This is a genomic window from Pseudomonas sp. H9 (assembly GCF_004353925.1).
Taxonomy (GTDB): Bacteria; Pseudomonadota; Gammaproteobacteria; order Pseudomonadales; family Pseudomonadaceae; genus Aquipseudomonas.
The window spans coordinates 269,973-287,203 of record NZ_SMOK01000011.1; the positions used below are offsets into that span (position 1 = coordinate 269,973).

The window sequence follows — 17,231 nt, forward strand, 5'->3', positions numbered from 1 at the left end:
GATTCGGTGTGACTGACAGATCGCTATCGCGGGGCAAGCCCGCTCCCACAATTGGCAGATGCAGGCGCACTTTCGGAAGCGTCTGACATATTTCCTAATGAAACCTAGGTAGCTTTTCCGGGGTTGATTTTCTACCCGTTTAAGGAAAAACAAGCCTATGTCGACCTCGGCCCACTGCGCATGTTTTACGTTAAACCTCCACCTACCTGATGCTGAATTTGCCGGGTGAACAAGTGTTGCTGACCGATGACATGGTTCACTTCAGCGGGCAGGAAGTGTGGGGCGATATGCTCGGCTACTACCCCGATGTAACCAGAAAGGTCGAGTGGACAGGTAAAGACTTTTCCCCCCATAGCGGCACGCGCATTCCAGTAGCGGCCGGCATCACCCCTTATCGCCGCGTATACCATGAAGACGGTTTTCGAGACTTGCATCGCATCGAAGGCGAATTGATCTATTCCCCCCGTGAAGGGCTGACGCTGCCCGCGTTGAAAATCATGGAGCGAGCATGGATATGAATATGCCAGAACAACCCCGGCATAACGCCTCGTCCACGGAAATACTGGGATCGGATAAATCGACGGGCGAACAACCGATGGAGTTGTTTATCGTCGATGAGCACACTGAGCATTACTTGACGTTAGAAGTAAATGATGATTCTTACCGCGGAATGCTGACGGGCGTATTAGGCGGGATAGGCGGCTGTGGATCGGTGGGGCTGACTCTGATGCTGGCGATGCGAGGAGTCTTCGATCCCATCATGCTTGCAATCGGTATCAGTTTATTTTTGCTGCCATTTCTATGGGAAACCGTGCGCCCCCTCCCTCTTCCCATCCTGTTCAACCGCCGAACCCGTGAAGTGTATTTCGATCACGACGGCGAACTGTTTCACGCCCCGTGGGATGGCATTACCGCCGTGGCCCATGAGTTTCAGCTGGTCGGCGCTCAAATAGGCAGCTTGCAAAATGCGTCGCTTGAGATTCGCGTGTGGAAATTCGGGGAGCCGGAAATAGCTTTGATGGTTAGCCTCGGCGCCCCCTTCGGTAAATCACTGGCACTACAAAAAGGCTTCTGGGAATACATCCGCGCCTACATGAACAATGGCCCGTACTTCGACGAATACGGAAATCACAGTGAATCGGATGCGTTTGTAAAAAGCCAACTGGGCGTACGTTTCAAATTGAGCAACAGCTTCAAAGATACCCTGGCGCGGATAAGACAGGCGAAAAAAGATGCCGGAGGCAAAAATTATTTAGGGGCCGATGACGTATTCACGCTGATTACCAGCCCGATGTTTTACCTACCGGGAAAAATCCAGGAGTTTACCTACAGCATTGCCAAACGCCGCTCTCGTAACCTCTGGCCGAGCCTTGTCACTGAACGCTTGAAAGCCAACGGCCCCACAACGCGGCTTGTTGATCTGGAATGTGATGGCGGGAGGAAAGCCGAGTGAAAATCAATGATAAGGAAAAATCAAACGCTATGTTCGATACAGCTACGGAAATACTTGTGGCAGATAAATCTACGGGCGTAAAACCGGGGGAGTTGTTTGTCGTCGATGAACACAACGAGCATTACTTGGCAGTGCAAGCAAAAGGGACCATGAATCTAGGAACGTTGACGGGCGTACTTGGCGGGGTAGGCGGCTGCTTGTTTATTGTGCATGGCCTTATAGAAACAAAAGTCGGATACCTTGACTCCGCCTATATGCTGATAATCGCAGGCATACTTTTATTTCTGCTGCCGTTTCTTTGGGAAACTCTACGCCCCCTACCCCTCCCAATTTTATTCAATCGTCGCACCCGTGAAGTTTATTTCGAGCACAATGGCGAACTGTTCCACGCCCCGTGGGATGGCATTACTGCCGTAGCCAAGGAACTTCAGCCGGTCGGCGCGAAAGTAAACAACCTGCAAAGTACCTCGCTTGAGGCTCGCGCGTTCAAATTTGGAAAGCCGGAAACCACCTCTATGATCAGCCTCTGTGCTCCCATCGGAAATTCAATGGCGATGCAAAAAGCGTTTTGGGAATACATCCGCGCCTACATGAACAACGGCCCCTACTTTGACAAACACGGCATTCACAGTGAATCGGATGCGTTTGTAAAAAGCCAACTGCGCGCGCGATTTATGATGAGCAATACCTTCAAACGTACCCTGGCGCGAATAAAGCAAGCGAAGATAGACACTGGAGGTAGAAATTACTTAGGTGGCGATGACGTAGGCATGCTGGTCCTCTCGCCAATGTTCTACCTCCCGGGAAAAATTCATGAGCTCACCTACAGCGTTGCCAAACGCCACTTTCGCAATTCCTGGCCGAGGATTGTTACTGAACGTTTGAAACCCAATGGCCCCACCACGCGCCTTGTTGATCTGGAATGTGAAAACGAAGGAAAGCTTTAAGTGAAAAACAGTAATACAGAAATCTCAGGTTCGGTACTCGAAACCCAGGCGTTACCCAACTATCGCCTGTGCCTGCCCGCAGAGCTCCACAGCCAGGCGGATGCTTTCATCCAGTATTTGCGTGAGCTACCTGATTGGGCGCCGGAAAAGTGCCCGTACTGCGCCCATCCGCACCTCAAGCGAGAAATCAAACCCAACCTGTCTCTGCCTTCGTACCTCTGCGGCATGTGTAACGGCAAGGTGAAGAACCCGCTTGCGAGGTATGTGCGTACGCACCTGTGGCCCATCTATGGCCACTACCTGTTGGCCGGTTGGCCTACGCAAGCGACGGCCGACGCCATGGACCTTACCGAAGTTACCGCTAGCAACTGGGTAGAGCCCTTCCGTGCAGTGATGGCCAAAGAGTTTCCTGCGCTGTACCAATGGTGGGCTGCGCGACAAGATCGGACCTGCCTGGAGCCACCGGCGCATATCGCCGCTCAAGCCCAGGCGTTCCTGGACGGGATAGCGTATTACCTGACCACTGAGCACGCTGATTGTCCGACGTGTGGCTCACCTGATATGCGTCGGATCAACCAGCGACGTCCGGATTTCTACTGCCCTGGCTGTGGCAATTCGGTCAGTTTGCTCCGTGGTACGTTGCTGCACCGAATGGGTTATCCGCAGCACTGGCTGACCTTTGCTCAGGCGCTGATCAATGGCGAGCGAAGCGGCGAGTTGCAGCGACGCACAGGGTTTTGCGCAATAACCTGCAGGCGCTGGCGCAGTGTGTTTATGAAGCTCATTGAGCAGCAGGGGCACAGCGAGCTCATTGAGTGGATTACCTGGCTGCGCAGTCACCGGGCAAAGCGGTGAGTGATTGTGTGCTCGGCGGTGGGCAGGTGGCATTGTGAGCGCGGGGCAAGCCCGCTCCTACAGTGAGGTATGGCTAAGCTTACGCAGGTGAAATATTCAGCCTCAATGGCGATAACCCGCTTTGCATTTCACGACAGTCAGGCTATAAAAAGCGACCCGCCACAGAAGTGGGACGCCTAATGTAAACGCGTGGAAAACAATAAAATGACCGCCCTTGTCCGTGCTGCAAGCTTGACCAATTACCTCGAGGTGTCGCGCCACCTGGGGCTCAATCCACAGGCGCTGCTCGCCCAGGTGGGGATCAGCGCAGCGCTGCTGGAAGACCCCAACCAGCGCCTTGCCGTCTCGTCGGTCATCACCCTGCTGGAAGAGTCTGCGCGGGTCAGCGGTTGCGAAACCTTCGGCCTGCGCATGGCGGAATTGCGCCAGTTGTCCGACTTCGGCGAAATCAGCCTGTTGCTCAGCCACCAACGAACACTGCGTGATGCCCTGGAGGTGATCGTGCAGTACCGGCATTTGCTCAATGACGCCCTGGCCATCTATATCGAGGATGCGGGTAAAACCGTGATCATTCGTGAGGAAGTGGTCAGCGAGCGGCCGCAGGGCAGCCGCCAGGCCACCGAACTGGCCATTGGTGTGCTGCGCCGCCTGTGCGCGGCGTTGTTGGGTGCGCACTGGCACCCGATCAGTGCCAATTTCACCCACAGCGCCCCGGCTGACCTGGCCATTCATCGGCGGATTTTCGGCTGTAAGCTGGAGTTTGGCAGTGAGTTCAATGGCATTGTCTGCCCCGCCGCCGACCTTGATGCCGCCAATCCGCTGGCCAACCAGGCCATGGCGCGCCTGGCCCAACGTTACCTGGATACCTTGCAGGCGGGCGGCAAACAGTCGCTGGAGCTGGAAATGCGCAAGACCATTTACCTGCTGCTGCCTATGGGCCGCGCCACCATCGAGCAGGTGGCCCAGACCCAGGGCATGAACGTGCGTACCCTGCAGCGGCGCCTGGAAGAATGTGGGCTGACCTTCAGCGACCTGATCAACAGTGTGCGCAGGGATCTGGTGATTCGCTATCTGGAGAACCCCAACTACTCGCTGGGGCGTATTGCTGACATGCTCGGTTACTCGATGCCCAGCTCTTTCACCCGCTGGTTCATTGCCCAGTTCGGTATGCCGCCGGCTACCTGGCGAGCGCAGCATAGGTAATGGTAGGAGCGGGCTTGTTGTGGGATCGGGCTTGCCCCGCGATAGCGGTGTGTCAGCCACATCGCCTCGCGGGGCAAGCCCGCTCCTACTGGTGAGTGTTTACAGCCCCCAATGCATCAACGCGAGCACCAGCAGGACCAGAAACACTGTCTCGCCCACCATCAAGGCGATGGGCTTGAAGCCAACCTTGGCCAGTTCTTTGAGCTGGGTCTTCATCCCCAGGGCACTGATCGCCACCACCAGGCACCACCGCGACAGGTCATTAACGCCACTTTGCACCAGCGTCGGCACCCAGCCTGTGCTGTTCAGGCAGGCCAGCAGCACAAACCCCACGGCAAACCACGGTAGCAACGGTGGACGTTGCCCGGTGGCGTTGTCCCCTGCCCGACGGGTAATCATCGCCGCACAGACAATCACCGGCAGCAACATCGCCACCCGCATCAATTTGACCACCGTGGCAATATCACCGGTCTCGGTGGACATGCTGTAGCCCGCCCCCACCACCTGCGCCACATCATGGATGGTCGCGCCCAGGAACACTCCGGCCTGCGCTGGTGACAGTTGCAGCCAGCCGGCGATCATTGGATACAGGATCATCGCCAGGGTCGAGAGCGCCGACACCCCGATTACGGTAAACAGCGTGGCGTGTTCTTTCTGCTTGTGTGGCGGTAAGGCCGCCGCCAGCGCCAGGGCCGCTGAAGCGCCACAGATGGCCGTTGCTCCGCCGGTGAGCATGCCGAACAGGCGGTTGAAGCCCATGGCCTTGGCGACCACCATCGACACGCCAATGGTCACCGCGACGATGATGATCACCAGCGCCACCGGCTTCCAGCCCAGGCTGGCGATCTGCTCCAAGGTAATGCGCATGCCGAGCAAGGCGACACCGATGCGCAGCACGGTGCGCGCAGTGAACTCGATCCCGGCTTTGCACGGGCCGTCGGTGGCAAGAAAGTTCAAGGCCATGCCCAGCAACAGGGCAAACAGCATCACCGGAGCGCCGTAGTGCTCACTGAGGAACGTCGCCGCACCGGCAGCGATCAGGCTGACCATAAACCCCGGTGCGAGTGTACGTATGCGCTGGTTGGCAGCAGTAATAGCAAGGGTGTTCATTGGCCTGACTCCTCGGCACCGATGACGATGAACACCTGCTCGCCCTCACACTCGACCGGGTAACTGCCGACCTTGAGCGCGGTGGAGTTGAGCAGATAGCCACTGGCCAAATCAAAACGCAGGCCGTGGGCGCAGCATTGAATCACCCGCCCTTCCAGGCGCCCGCCGCACAGCGAAGCGCCTTGGTGCGGGCAGCTGTCATCGATGGCATAAAACTGGTCGGCGACGTTGAACAGCGCCAGGCTTTTGTTCTCGAAGTTCAACAGCACACGGCTGTTACGCGGCGGCACTTTGGCCGCGGGCACTGGGTAACGGTAACTCATACCGGTTCCGCCACAGCCAGCGCCTCGCGCATGACCTCAAGCAGCACAGCAGCAGGTTGCGCACCGCTGATGGTCTGCCGTTGGTTGAAGCGGAAACAGGGCACGCCGTTCATGGCCACATCATTGTCGGCATTGAACGGGCTGGCATCACCGCGCAGGCAATCGGCGACCTGCGCCGGGTTCAAGCCACAGGCTTTGGCGATGTGCAGTAAGGTCACCGTGTCGCCGAGGTCTTTGCCTTGCTGGAAGTAAGCGGCAAACAGCTGTGTCAGCAGCGCTTCGGGGAGCTCGGGCATGCCCAGGGTTGCCGCACGCTGTAGCAGGCGGTGAGCATCAGCGGTATTGGGCATGCGGCTGATACGCGAGAAGTCGATTTCAACCCCCGCAGCTTCGGCGGCGCCACGCACTTGCGCCTGGCGCTGGCGCACGGCCGCGTCGCTGCCCAGGCGCTTGCGATAAAACGCTTCGAACGGCTGTCCGGTGCGCGGCATGTCGGGCAGTAGCTGTACACCGCGCCAGTGCAACAAGACCTCCAGCTCAGGCTGTTCGCGGCGCAACTGCTCAAGCGCCACCTGTAGATGGCGCTGACCGATCAGGCACCACGGGCAAATGAAATCGAAGAACACTTCGATGGACAACACGGGTTTCACGGTTTTACCTCCTGAATCTGCGCTGCGCCTGGCGCAATCTGCTGCTGAGCCTCAAGGCGGGCCATGTCACTGTGGTAATGGCGCTTGGCAATAAAAAACACTGCAGCGGCGGCGATGCTGATCAGCGGCACCAGCTGAAATGCCGCCTGCAGGCCGATGAGGTCGGACACCTTGCCGGTAATCAGCGGCCCGGTGGCCAGCCCCAACAAGTTGTTGGCCAAGGTCAAGGTGGCAAAGGCCGTACCATGCACCGAGGCGTGGGTGAGGTTGGCGACCATGGCACTGGATGGCCCGTTGGTGCCCACGGCGATCATCATCCCCAGGCAAATCAGCACCAATTGCGCCGTGCCTGCTGGCAACGCAAAGGCCAGCGACAGCAACAGGCAACTGCCCAGGCAATAGGTAATCGCCAGGCTGATTTTGCGGTCTGGGCGCTGGCGGCCCAGGCGGTCGCAGAGTATGGCGCAGATAATCGTGCCGATGCCGCTGCACAAGACGATGATCGCAGCGAGTACGCCGGCCTGATCGGTGCCCATGGCGTAGTAACGGTTCAGGTAGCTGGGCATCCACACGATCACCGTGCCGCCCACGAACAACTGCAGGCCGCTGGCGACGTACGCGGCGATCACCGAACGGCTGCTGTACAAAGTACGCAACGGCCGCTCGGCCTTGCAGGATGCGCGGGATCGTTTGGGTGAAATCTTCGATTCCTTGACCAGCACGGGGTACAGCAAGGCCAGCATCAAGCCGAAAAAGGCCATGCCGGCAAATGCCCAACGCCAGCCGAAATGCTGGGCCATCACGCCGCCAAGGGCCATGCCCAGGACAGAGCCGAACATACCACCGGCCATGAACGCACCGGCCAGGGTCGCACGCATGTCACGGGGGAACACCGCCACGACCACGGCAATGCCGACGCTGCCATAGGCGGCTTCGCCAACACCCACCAGGAAGCGGGCAATAAACATCTGTTGGTAGTTTTCCGCCAGGGCGCACCCCAGGGTTGCCAGGCTCCAGAGCACAGCCATCAGCACCAGGCTTTTGACCCGGCCGAAGCGGTCGGCCAGCAATGACAGCGGGAAGGTCAACAGCCCGACCATCAGCGCGACGATGCCGCTGAGCAGCCCGAGCTGACTGTCGGTCAGGGCCCATTCGCCCTTGAGCAGCGGGAATACTGCATTGAGGACCTGGCGCGACATGTAGTCGGAAATCAGCAGGCCAAAGGTCAAAGCAAAGACAATCCAGGCATAGCGCCGTGAAATGCCTTGGGAAGTGTCAACACCATCGTCTTCGGCGCTGGCGATATAGGCGGCCATAGTGCCTCCTCGGTTGTTGTCTGGCGTAAGTCTTGTTGTTATCAGAAGCCTGACGGACCGCGTTGCAGCTGAGGTGGGTCGACACCGGCACGGCGGTGCCGACCCTGACCGGTCAGCCGCGCTGCGGCACACCCTTTTGCCCCGGCCGGCGGTTCGGTGCCATGCCGTTGGCCTTCAGGGTTTCTTCGATGCTGCTGTACTGCTCACCAATGCGATAGATCGCCCGCGCTTCTTTGCCGTTAGCGACTTCGCGGCCCAGCTCGTGGGCAACCCGCACGGTTTGTTGAATCTGCTGCACCGAGCTGAAGCGCTTGCCCTGGTGGTCGATGATGGTGTCTTCGTTGCCGCAGCGCGCATGCAGGCCCACGGCCATAGCCATGGTGTTGAACGGCAGCACGTTCTTGAGCAGCGATTCGGAGGTCAAGGTGCAGCCATCGGGCGCGCGGTGAATGAAGTTGAAGAAGTTGAACGGGTTCGGGCCATCGAAGCCGCCGCCGATGCCGATCCAGGTCAGGTTCAGCGGGCCCATGTAATCGCCGCGGCGCACGATACGCTCGAGGGTTTCCAGGGCGTGCATGCCGGTCAGCTGGAAGTGCGGCTGAATCTTGGCATCCTGCAGACGACGCAGGTGTTCACGCACCCAGGCAGGGCCGGCGGGTACGGTCATTTCGCTGTAGGCGGCCTGGAACGCCGGGTTGGCCAGCGAGGTGCCTTCCAGGTACTCCGGGTACAGCAGTTCCATGATGTTCATTTGCGTGGTATTGATCGCCACGGTGACCTGATCAGGCTTGGGCGTCAGCTCGGCAAGCATGTGGCGCGTGTCGTCGGACAGCCACTTGGCGGCTTCGCCGTCGCTTTCCGGGGCGAAAGAGATCGAGCCCCCTACCTGGATGATCATTTCCGGTACGGCTTCACGTACACCGGCAATCAGTTCGTTGAACTTGGACAGGCGCTTGGAGCCTTTACCGTCGAGTTCACGTACATGCAGGTGCAGTACAGTGGCACCGGCTTCATAGCAGTCAACGGCCTTCTGCACCTGCTCGTCCATGGTCAGTGGAATGTCTTCGGGGAAGTCCTCGGGCATCCACTCCGGGCCATACGGGGCCACGGTAATGACGACCTTTTCCATGTTTTCCGGGTGCAGCGAATCGTCGAAGAATTGCATGTTCTCGTCCTCGGTATTGTTATTGTCTTGGCTCCGCAGTACTGCGGAGGGGTAAAACAGGCACTGACCTCAGAAGGTCAAGTCGCCTTTGATGCCGGCGCGCTCCATCTTGCGATGGCACGGGGGGTAGTCCATGACGGCGTAGTGCTGGGTGCTGCGGTTATCCCAGATCGCGATGCTGTTGGGCTTCCAGCGCCAGCGCACCTGGTATTCAGGCAGGTAGGCCTGGCTGATCAGGTAGCGCAGCAATTCGCCCGCCCCTGGGTTGGCGTCCTGGCCGAAGCGCACCCGTTGCGGGGTGTGGAAATTGGTGAAGTGAGTGGTGAAAGCGTTGACGAACAGCACCTGCTCGCCGGTTTCCGGGTGGGTGCGCACCACCGGGTGTTCGGCGTCCGGGTACTGGGCCTTGAGCGCCAGGCGTTTTTCAATCGGCATCGCCGCGCCAAAGCTGGCCTCGATGCTGTGCCGGGCGCGCAGGCCTTCGATCTTCTGCTTCACCTCATCCGGCAGGTTCTGATAGGCCAACACCATGTTGGCCCACATGGTGTCGCCACCGACCGGCGGGCATTCCACGCAGCGCAGCACACAGCCCATGGGTGGGGCTTCGCGCCAGGTGGCGTCGGTATGCCAGGCATTTTCGTAGCGGTCCATCGGTTGGTCCGGGCGCTTGTAGATCTGCACCAGGCCGGGATGGTCCGGATCGCTACCGGCCACCGGATGATCCTCCAGCTCGCCGAAGCGTCGGGCAAAGGCCACATGTTCGGCGCGGCTGATGTTCTGGTCGCGCAAGAACAGCACGCGATGCTTGAGCAACTGCGCACGCAGTTGCTCGAACAGGTCGTCATCGTGCACCGCATCCGCCAGGTTAACCCCGGAAACCTCAGCGCCAATGGCGCAGGTCAATTGTTCGATGTGCATGCTACAGCCCTCTTCAGATGACGAAGATCGACGAACCGGTGGTTTTGCGTGCTTCCAGGTCGCGATGCGCCTGAACAGCGTCCTGCAGGGCGTAGTGCTGGTTGATCTCGATCTTGATGCGACCGCTGCTGACGTGATCAAACAGTTCACCGGCCAGGTCGGCCTTCTCGGCCGGGTCGACGATGTAGTCGGCCAGTGCCGGGCGGGTCAGGTGCAGCGAGCCCTTCATCGCCAGGATCTGCGGATCGAACGGCGGGATGGTGCCGGAGGCGGTGCCCACGCAAACCATCAGGCCGCGGCGCTTGAGGGAGTCGAGCGAGGCCATGAAGGTGCTCTTGCCAACGCTGTCGAACACCACGTTGACGCCGATGCCGTCGGTCAGTTCACGCACACGCTTGGCCACGTCTTCATGGCTGTAGTTGATGGTGTGGGTGCAGCCATGGGCCCGTGCTACTTCAGCTTTGGCCTCGGTGGAGACCGTGCCGATCACCGTCAGCCCCAGCAGACGCGCCCACTGCGACACAATCAGGCCCACACCGCCAGCAGCGGCGTGCAGCAGAATGGTGTCACCGGGTTTGAAGTCGTACAGGCGGCGCATCAGGTAGGCCGAGGTCAGGCCACGCATGGTCATTGCTGCGGCGGTTTCAAAGGCGATGGTTTCAGGCAGTTTGATCAGGGCAGCGGCGCCAATCAGGCGATCGGTGCAATAGGCACCCAAGGTATTGAGAAAGCCGGTGTAGGTCACCCGGTCACCGACTGCAACGTTGGTGACGCCCTCACCCACTGCCTGCACCACGCCGGCAGCTTCCACGCCCATGCCATTGGGCATCGGAATCGGGTAGGTACCATTGCGGAAATACGTATCGGCATAGTTCAGGCCAACGGCGACCTGGCGCAGGCGAACCTGACCGGGACCTGGCTCACCGACTTCGGCGTCTTCATAACGCAAGACTTCGGGGCCACCGGTCTCGTAAAAACGTACGGCTTTGGACATGCTTGTCACTCCACTCTTGTTCTTGATGCACTGTGTCAGTACAGGTTGAGTGGACAATAAGCCTTACGCTTTAGGGGTGCTTCGCATCGGGCGACAAGGCGTTTTCATTTCGTGACAACCCTGCTGTAGGAGCGGGCTTGCCCCGCGATTGTAGGGTGCCAGTTGCATCGCATCGCGGGGCAAGCCCGCTCCTACAGCAAGCCTGGCTGCCTGCAAGGCTTTCTCGTACGATGCACGCGCCTTTCCACCACTGTTGAGAGTGACTCGATGAAATCCCCGGCCGGTTTGCTGCTTTCAGCGATTGAGCTCGACCGCGACAGCGCCACCCCGCTGTACCGCCAGCTCTACCTGCAGATCCGCAAGCAGATCCTCACCGGCCGCCTGCAGGGGGGCATCCGTCTGCCGTCGACACGCACCTTGAGCCAGGAACTGAAGCTGTCGCGCATTACCCTGCTCAACGCGTTCGATCAATTGATCGCTGAGGGCTTTCTGGTGTCGCGAACCGGGGCCGGGACCTATGTGGGTGACGAATGGGAACGGTCGGGGCAAGCAGACACTTCACAGCCTGCGCCAGCGCCGCAACTGTCGGAGCTGAGCCAGTCGATGCTGTCGTTGCGCAGCCACCATTTTCGTGGAGTGTCGTACGCCCACTACAGCGCCGACACCCCCACCTCGTTTTTGCCCAGCCACGGTGCGTTCGAGACCTTTCCCCAGCACATCTGGAAGCGCCTGTTGGTACGCCATAGCCAAAAGCCCAGTAAGGAAATGCTCGGTTACGGCGAGTTGCAGGGCTTACAGGAACTGCGTCAAGCCATCGCCGAGTACGTGTTTGATGCCCGGGGCATCGACTGCAAGGCCGAACAGGTAGTGATCGTTTCCGGCGCGCAACAAGCGTTCAACCTGCTGGCCATGTTGCTGTTGAACCCGGATGACCCGGTGTGGATGGAAGACCCTGGCCACATAGCCGCGCGCATCGCCTTCCAGGCCCAGGGCTGCCGGGTGGCGCCAGTGCGGATCGACGAGCAAGGCATCGATGTTGAGCAAGGCATCACCGACTGCCCTGACGCGAGGCTGGTGTTCACCACACCGTCTCGGCAACATCCGATGGGCGTCACCCTCAGCCATGCCCGGCGTCTGCAGTTGATTGACTGGGCCGCCGAGCATCAACGCTGGGTGATCGAAGACGACTGCGACAGCGAACTGCGCTACAGCGGCCGACAATTGCCAGCCTTGTACGCGATGGACCAGAGCGACCGGGTGATCTACGTCGGCACCTTCAGCAAAGTGCTGTTTCCGTCGCTGCGCCTGGGCTATGTGATTCTGCCGCCGGCACTGGTCGAGCCGTTTTGCACCATTCGCGCTGTGATGGACCGTAGCCCACCTACGTTGCTGCAAGCGGTGACCGCCGACTTCATGAAGGAAGGCCACTTTATCGGCCATATCCGGCGCATGCGCGCACTCTACCAGGCGCGCCAGGCCTGCCTGGTGGAAGTGCTTGAGCGCCGGCTCGGGCACTTTTTGACCATTGCCCCGGTAGAAGCCGGCATGCACCTGATTGCCTGGCTACCGCCTCACCTCGACGACCAGGACATCGCCCGCGAACTGGCCAGGCTCGGTGTGCATACCTATGCCTTGAGTGATTATTGCCTGCAGCGCTATCTGCCCCCTGCCCTGTTGATTGGTTTCGCCGGCACCCCGCAAGCCGAGGCTGAAACCAAGGTGCAGGCGCTGGTTCAAGCCTTCAAAGCCCTGGGCCAACCGGTATAGCCATCGGCCAGTGGCCTTATCATTTGCTTCGTAATGGATCTATCGAGTGTTCCTCACTGGCGCGATAAAGGACGCGCCGGTAGAACCGGTGCCCGCACCAGGAACGACTCGAATGAATGCTATCCAAAAACGCTTCACCCGGTTGCTCGATAACAAGACCAAAGGCGCCGCAGCGCCGGTGCTGTTGACCCGTGAACTGGCCAAACGTCTGATCGAACGCCTTGACCAGGTTCGCCTGTTCGCCCACGCCTACCCGTTACTGACCAACCTCACCCACGGGCGCCTGACGCCCTTCGACCTGCTCGATTTCGCCTACCGCCACGAGCTCAAAGGCCTGAGCCTGCATATGCTCGACGGCGAGCACAACAGCCTCTCGCAAATGAACGCCGAACAGTTGCGTGCCTTTGCTGACAAGGCCCGCCAGCTGGAGCTGGACGTGCACCTGGAAATCAGCAGTACCCTAAAGCCAGACGTTGACGCGGTGATTGCCGTGGCCAAGGCCATCGGCACCCGCAACATCCGTGTGTACTCACGCTACGAAGGCACGCTGTCGCAGGTGATGGATCGCATCAGCGGTGATCTGCACTACCTGGCCCAGCAAGCCGACGCCCACGACCTGTACTTCGACTTCGAGCAGCACGAAGAACTCAAAAGCGACGAAATTGCCCGCTTGCTCCGGGACGCCGCTCACCCACGCCTGCATGCGCTGTTCGACTTCGGCAACATGATCAATGCCTGTGAACAGCCGTTGCAGGCATTGCAGCACCTGGCCCCGCACATTCGCCAAGTGCACCTTAAAGGCGTACGTGTGGTGCCCGAAGCCTCGGGCTTTGGTCATTACGGCGTCCTGCAGGGCAGCGCCGAAGACGATCTGCCTAGCGCCCGTATGCTGTTTGAGCTGCTGATGCTCGGCGAGCAACGCCCGCAGGTGATCGCCTTCATCCTTGAACAGGAAAACCACTACATCGCCCCCGCGTTCCGGCAGTCCGACGAGCCTGCCGACCCTTTCATTGCCTACCGCGAAATGAGCGATACACCGCTGCCTGCCGGTTTCACCCTGGAGCAAATGCTCGCGGGCGAGCATCGCTGGGCGAACAACCAGGTCAGCTACATCAAAGGCTTGCTCGCCGAGCTGCGCACCCTGGCCGAACTGCAGCTGGCTACCACGACCAGCGACTGACACCGTCACTACCCACTACGCCTGGAGAATAACAATGACTGCACACGACAAGGCCAAATGGTTCAAATTCCTCATACTCATCCTCGGTGGCGGCACCATCTATAAGCTGGCCAACCTCAAAGACGCGTTCTACGTCCCCATGCAGACCTTCATGGGCTTGTCCCATACTGAAATCGGTCTGCTGCTCAGCGCCAACGCGATCATCGCCACGGGCCTGTTCGTGGTTGGCGGGGTGCTCGCCGATCGTTTTGATACGCGCAAACTGATCCCGGTCGGACTGCTGGGTACCGGTGCGCTGGGCTTGTACCTGGCGACCTTCCCGCCGTTCAGCAGCCTGATGCTGGTCTTCTGCTTGCTGGCGGTCTGCGCCGACTGCATCTACTGGCCGGCACTACTCAAGGCCATTCGCGGCCTGGGCAATGACCAGGAACAAGGGCGCCTGTTCGGCCTGCTAGAAGGTGGTCGCGGCGTGGTCGACACCCTGGTGGCGTTTTCCGCCCTGGGCGTGTTCATTGCCATGGGCGCCGCCGAAGCGGGCCTGAAAGCCGCCATCGTGTTCTATTCGCTGATCGATATTGCCGCCGGCGTACTCACCTGGTTCCTGCTCAAGGGCAACCAGGCCGCACAAACTGCCCCGGCGAAGAAAAACCCGCTGTCGAACCTGGTCGAAGCCATCAAGGTCCCGGCGATCTGGGTGGTCAGCTGCAACGTGTTCATGGTGTACATCGTGTACTGCGGCTTGACCTACTTCATCCCCTACCTGAAGGAGGTTTACGGCTTGCCGGTTGCCTTGGTTGGCGCCTACGGCATCATCAACCAGTACATGCTGAAGATCCTCGGAGGCCCAGCCGGTGGCTTTCTTGCTGACAAGCAGTTCAAAAGCCCTAGCCGTTATCTGAAGTGGGCGTTTCTGGCCCTGCTGCCGATGATGGCGATCATCCTCATGGTGCCCAAGAGCCCTGGCTACATCTACGCCGGCATGGCTGCAACGCTGTCGTTCGCCTTTATCGTGTTCTCGATGCGTGGGGTGTTCTGGGCGCCGATGGGTGAAGTGGGCATTGCCCCGCACATCACGGGTTCTGCCTTCGGCATTGGCTGCCTGATCGGCTATGCGCCTGGCATGTTTGCCTATGTTGGCTACGGCGCGATTCTCGATCACTTCCCCGGTCAGCAGGGTTACAACTATGTGTTCATGAGCATGATGGGCCTGGCCGTGGTGGGCTTTTTGGTGGCCAGCGTGATGCACCGGCTGGTGCGCCGCAACGCGCAGCTGTGCCCGATGCAGCCGGTAACAGGCTAAACCCCGTAGGAGCGGGCTTGCCCCGCGATGCGGTGTGTCAACAACAAAGCATCGCGGGGCAAGCCCGCTCCTATAGGTGATTCACATCTCGACTTGCGTGCCCAGCTCAATCACCCGGTTGAGCGGCAAGTTGAAGTACTTGAGGTTGCTGTTGGCGTTCTTCAGCAAGAACGCAAACAGCGCTTCACGCCAACGCGCCATGCCGATGCGCTTGGTTGCAATTACCGTTTCGCGGCTCAAAAAGTAGGTGGTGGCCATCGGGCTGAAATCCAGCGCCGGTTCATGGCACAGCTGCAATGCCGCCGGCACATCTGGCTCTTCGATGAAGCCGAAGTTGAGGTTGACCCGATAGAAACCGTCGCCAAACGCCTGAACCTCAAAGCGCTCGGCCATCGGCACCCGCGGACGATCTTGCGACACCACCGTCAACAACACGACACGCTCGTGCAGCACCTGGTTGTGCAGCAGGTTGTGCAACAGCGCATGGGGGACTGCATCGCTACGGGCAGTGAGGAATACCGCCGTGCCCTGCACCCGGTGCGGTGGCTGCGCACCGATGCTGCTGATGAACAATGGCAACGGCAAGGCCGATTCATCCAGACGCTCGACGATAATCTTGCGCCCACGTTTCCAGGTGGTCATCAGCACAAACAGAACGATACCGGCAATCACCGGGAACGCACCGCCCTGAAAAATCTTCGGCGCGTTAGCCGCAAAGTACAGGCTGTCGACCAGCAAGAAGCACAACAACAGCGGCACCGCCAGCCACTTCGGGGCTTTCCACAGCAACAGCACCACCGCCGCCGACAGCAAGGTGGTGATCAGCATGGTACCGGTCACGGCCACGCCGTAGGCCGCCGCCAGGGCACTGGACGACTCAAAGCCGAGCACCAGCAGCACCACCCCGACCATCAGCGCCCAATTCACTGTACCGATGTAGATCTGCCCTTGTTCCTGACTGGAGGTGTGCTGGATGAACATACGCGGCACATAACCCAGCTGAATCGCCTGGCGCGTCAGCGAGAAGGCGCCGGAGATCACCGCCTGCGAGGCAATGATGGTCGCCAGGGTGGCCAGCCCGACCATAGGCAACAACGCCCAGCTCGGGGCCAGCAGGTAGAACGGGTTGCGCACGGCTTCCGGGTTGCCGAGGATCAGCGCGCCCTGGCCGAAGTAGTTCAGCACCAAACCAGGTAACACCAGCAGGATCCAGGCACGGGCTATCGGTTTACGGCCAAAGTGGCCCATGTCGGCATACAGTGCTTCGGCACCGGTCAACGCCAGCACCACCGCGCCGAGAATCGCTACGCCAATACCCGGATGCACGACAAAGAACTGCACAGCCCAGGCGGGATTGAGTGCCAATAATACTTCTGGGCGTTGGGCAATGCCGTAAACCCCCAGAGCGCCCAGCACGCTGAACCACAACACCATCACCGGCCCGAACAGAATACCGATGCGCGCCGTGCCGTGTTTCTGGATCAGGAACAGGGCCACCAGCACGATCAGGGCAATCGGCACCACCCAATGCTCGATGCCGTCGAACGCCAGTTGCAAGCCTTCCACTGCCGACAGTACCGAGATGGCTGGGGTAATCATGCTGTCGCCATAGAACAGCGCTGCCCCGAACAAGCCGAGCAGCACCAACACCCGACTCAGTCGCGGATAAGGGGATGCAGCCCGCCGGGCCAGTGCGGTCAGCGCCATGACACCGCCCTCGCCCTGGTTATCAGCACGCAGCACGAACAACACGTACTTGAGGGTCACCACCCAGATCAACGACCAGAACACCAGCGACAGAATACCCAGCACACCGTCATGGTTGGCCTGCACGCCGTAGTGCGGGGCGAAGACTTCCTTGAGGGTGTACAGCGGACTGGTGCCGATATCGCCATAGACCACGCCGACGGCGGCGATCAGCAGGCTCATTGACGAAGACTTTACGGGGGCATGAGGTGTTGCAGAGGATGCGGCTTGGCTCACGGTAGAACGTCTCGGAACGGAGGGGCCTGTAAACGCAGTCAGTATCCCTGTGTGTGTTCCGAGACTT

General features: G+C 59.7%; 16 protein-coding genes. 8 read left to right on the top strand and 8 right to left on the bottom strand.

Features of this window, described 5'->3' with window-relative positions; translation table 11 throughout:
* Nucleotides 1-233: 233 nt before the first annotated feature.
* From E1573_RS09155 to E1573_RS09175, 5 genes are all read left to right on the top strand, one after another.
* Complete coding sequence (locus E1573_RS09155; RefSeq protein ID WP_133212790.1) at nucleotides 234-518, top strand: hypothetical protein; 285 nt, start codon at nucleotides 234-236, stop codon at nucleotides 516-518.
* Nucleotides 509-1,453, top strand: coding sequence for a hypothetical protein (locus tag E1573_RS26990; protein WP_256659505.1), 945 nt, complete (start codon nucleotides 509-511; stop codon nucleotides 1,451-1,453). The genes E1573_RS09155 and E1573_RS26990 overlap by 10 nt, the downstream gene beginning before the upstream one ends.
* Complete coding sequence (locus E1573_RS09165; RefSeq protein ID WP_133212792.1) at nucleotides 1,450-2,400, top strand: DUF6708 domain-containing protein; 951 nt, start codon at nucleotides 1,450-1,452, stop codon at nucleotides 2,398-2,400. Before E1573_RS26990 ends, E1573_RS09165 begins: the two co-directional genes overlap by 4 nt.
* Nucleotides 2,401-3,255 (top strand): hypothetical protein, encoded by an 855-nt coding sequence (locus tag E1573_RS09170; RefSeq protein ID WP_133212794.1) that lies wholly within the window; start codon nucleotides 2,401-2,403, stop codon nucleotides 3,253-3,255.
* A gap of 204 nt (nucleotides 3,256-3,459) precedes the next feature.
* A complete protein-coding gene (locus E1573_RS09175; protein ID WP_133212796.1) occupies nucleotides 3,460-4,458 on the top strand; it encodes an AraC family transcriptional regulator in 999 nt (332 codons plus the stop codon).
* A gap of 99 nt (nucleotides 4,459-4,557) precedes the next feature.
* On the opposite strand, the gene E1573_RS09180 is transcribed toward E1573_RS09175, so the two are convergent.
* The 7 genes from E1573_RS09180 to E1573_RS09210 form a co-directional block, all read right to left on the bottom strand.
* Nucleotides 4,558-5,568, bottom strand: coding sequence for a YeiH family protein (locus E1573_RS09180; RefSeq protein WP_133212798.1), 1,011 nt, complete (start codon nucleotides 5,566-5,568; stop codon nucleotides 4,558-4,560).
* Nucleotides 5,565-5,891: a Rieske 2Fe-2S domain-containing protein gene (locus E1573_RS09185; RefSeq protein WP_133212800.1), complete on the bottom strand. Its 327-nt coding sequence runs from the start codon at nucleotides 5,889-5,891 to the stop codon at nucleotides 5,565-5,567. Before E1573_RS09185 ends, E1573_RS09180 begins: the two co-directional genes overlap by 4 nt.
* Nucleotides 5,888-6,541 (bottom strand): DsbA family oxidoreductase, encoded by a 654-nt coding sequence (locus tag E1573_RS09190; protein ID WP_133212802.1) that lies wholly within the window; start codon nucleotides 6,539-6,541, stop codon nucleotides 5,888-5,890. The genes E1573_RS09185 and E1573_RS09190 overlap by 4 nt, the downstream gene beginning before the upstream one ends.
* Nucleotides 6,538-7,857, bottom strand: a complete 1,320-nt coding sequence (locus E1573_RS09195; protein WP_133212804.1) for an MFS transporter — start codon at nucleotides 7,855-7,857, stop codon at nucleotides 6,538-6,540. Before E1573_RS09195 ends, E1573_RS09190 begins: the two co-directional genes overlap by 4 nt.
* 112 nt (nucleotides 7,858-7,969) lie before the next feature.
* Nucleotides 7,970-9,022: a 3-keto-5-aminohexanoate cleavage protein gene (locus E1573_RS09200; RefSeq protein WP_133212806.1), complete on the bottom strand. Its 1,053-nt coding sequence runs from the start codon at nucleotides 9,020-9,022 to the stop codon at nucleotides 7,970-7,972.
* 69 nt (nucleotides 9,023-9,091) lie between these two features.
* A complete protein-coding gene (locus E1573_RS09205) occupies nucleotides 9,092-9,940 on the bottom strand; it encodes a TauD/TfdA family dioxygenase (protein ID WP_133212808.1) in 849 nt (282 codons plus the stop codon).
* Between the two features lie 13 nt (nucleotides 9,941-9,953).
* Nucleotides 9,954-10,934 carry a quinone oxidoreductase gene (locus E1573_RS09210; RefSeq protein WP_133212810.1) on the bottom strand — a complete coding sequence of 327 codons (981 nt, stop codon included), beginning with the start codon at nucleotides 10,932-10,934 and terminating at the stop codon, nucleotides 9,954-9,956.
* A gap of 267 nt (nucleotides 10,935-11,201) precedes the next feature.
* Between E1573_RS09210 and E1573_RS09215 the strand changes: the two genes are divergently transcribed.
* From E1573_RS09215 to E1573_RS09225, 3 genes are all read left to right on the top strand, one after another.
* Nucleotides 11,202-12,701 carry a PLP-dependent aminotransferase family protein gene (locus E1573_RS09215; RefSeq protein ID WP_133212812.1) on the top strand — a complete coding sequence of 500 codons (1,500 nt, stop codon included), beginning with the start codon at nucleotides 11,202-11,204 and terminating at the stop codon, nucleotides 12,699-12,701.
* Nucleotides 12,702-12,813: 112 nt separating this feature from the next.
* Entirely contained in the window at nucleotides 12,814-13,881 is a 1,068-nt protein-coding gene (locus E1573_RS09220) for a sugar phosphate isomerase/epimerase (RefSeq protein ID WP_133212814.1), read from the top strand.
* A 34-nt stretch (nucleotides 13,882-13,915) separates the two neighbouring features.
* On the top strand, nucleotides 13,916-15,181 hold the full coding sequence (locus tag E1573_RS09225; RefSeq protein ID WP_133212816.1) for an MFS transporter: 1,266 nt from the start codon (nucleotides 13,916-13,918) through the stop codon (nucleotides 15,179-15,181).
* Between the two features lie 81 nt (nucleotides 15,182-15,262).
* Here the strand turns inward: E1573_RS09225 and E1573_RS09230 are convergent, their stop codons facing one another.
* Complete coding sequence (locus tag E1573_RS09230) at nucleotides 15,263-17,164, bottom strand: potassium transporter Kup (protein ID WP_371925144.1); 1,902 nt, start codon at nucleotides 17,162-17,164, stop codon at nucleotides 15,263-15,265.
* Nucleotides 17,165-17,231 lie beyond the last annotated feature (67 nt).

Excerpts from the sequence above, each read along its gene's own strand:
- E1573_RS09210 (WP_133212810.1), bottom strand. The coding sequence starts at position 10,934 with ATGTCCAAAGCCGTACGTTTTTACGAGACCGGTGGCCCCGAAGTCTTG.
- E1573_RS09220 (WP_133212814.1), top strand. The coding sequence starts at position 12,814 with ATGAATGCTATCCAAAAACGCTTCACCCGGTTGCTCGATAACAAGACC.
- E1573_RS09215 (WP_133212812.1), top strand. The coding sequence starts at position 11,202 with ATGAAATCCCCGGCCGGTTTGCTGCTTTCAGCGATTGAGCTCGACCGC.
- E1573_RS09195 (WP_133212804.1), bottom strand. The coding sequence starts at position 7,857 with ATGGCCGCCTATATCGCCAGCGCCGAAGACGATGGTGTTGACACTTCC.
- E1573_RS09175 (WP_133212796.1), top strand. The coding sequence starts at position 3,460 with ATGACCGCCCTTGTCCGTGCTGCAAGCTTGACCAATTACCTCGAGGTG.
- E1573_RS09205 (WP_133212808.1), bottom strand. The coding sequence starts at position 9,940 with ATGCACATCGAACAATTGACCTGCGCCATTGGCGCTGAGGTTTCCGGG.
- E1573_RS09185 (WP_133212800.1), bottom strand. The coding sequence starts at position 5,891 with ATGAGTTACCGTTACCCAGTGCCCGCGGCCAAAGTGCCGCCGCGTAAC.
- E1573_RS09200 (WP_133212806.1), bottom strand. The coding sequence starts at position 9,022 with ATGCAATTCTTCGACGATTCGCTGCACCCGGAAAACATGGAAAAGGTC.
- E1573_RS09180 (WP_133212798.1), bottom strand. The coding sequence starts at position 5,568 with ATGAACACCCTTGCTATTACTGCTGCCAACCAGCGCATACGTACACTC.
- E1573_RS09225 (WP_133212816.1), top strand. The coding sequence starts at position 13,916 with ATGACTGCACACGACAAGGCCAAATGGTTCAAATTCCTCATACTCATC.
- E1573_RS26990 (WP_256659505.1), top strand. The coding sequence starts at position 509 with ATGGATATGAATATGCCAGAACAACCCCGGCATAACGCCTCGTCCACG.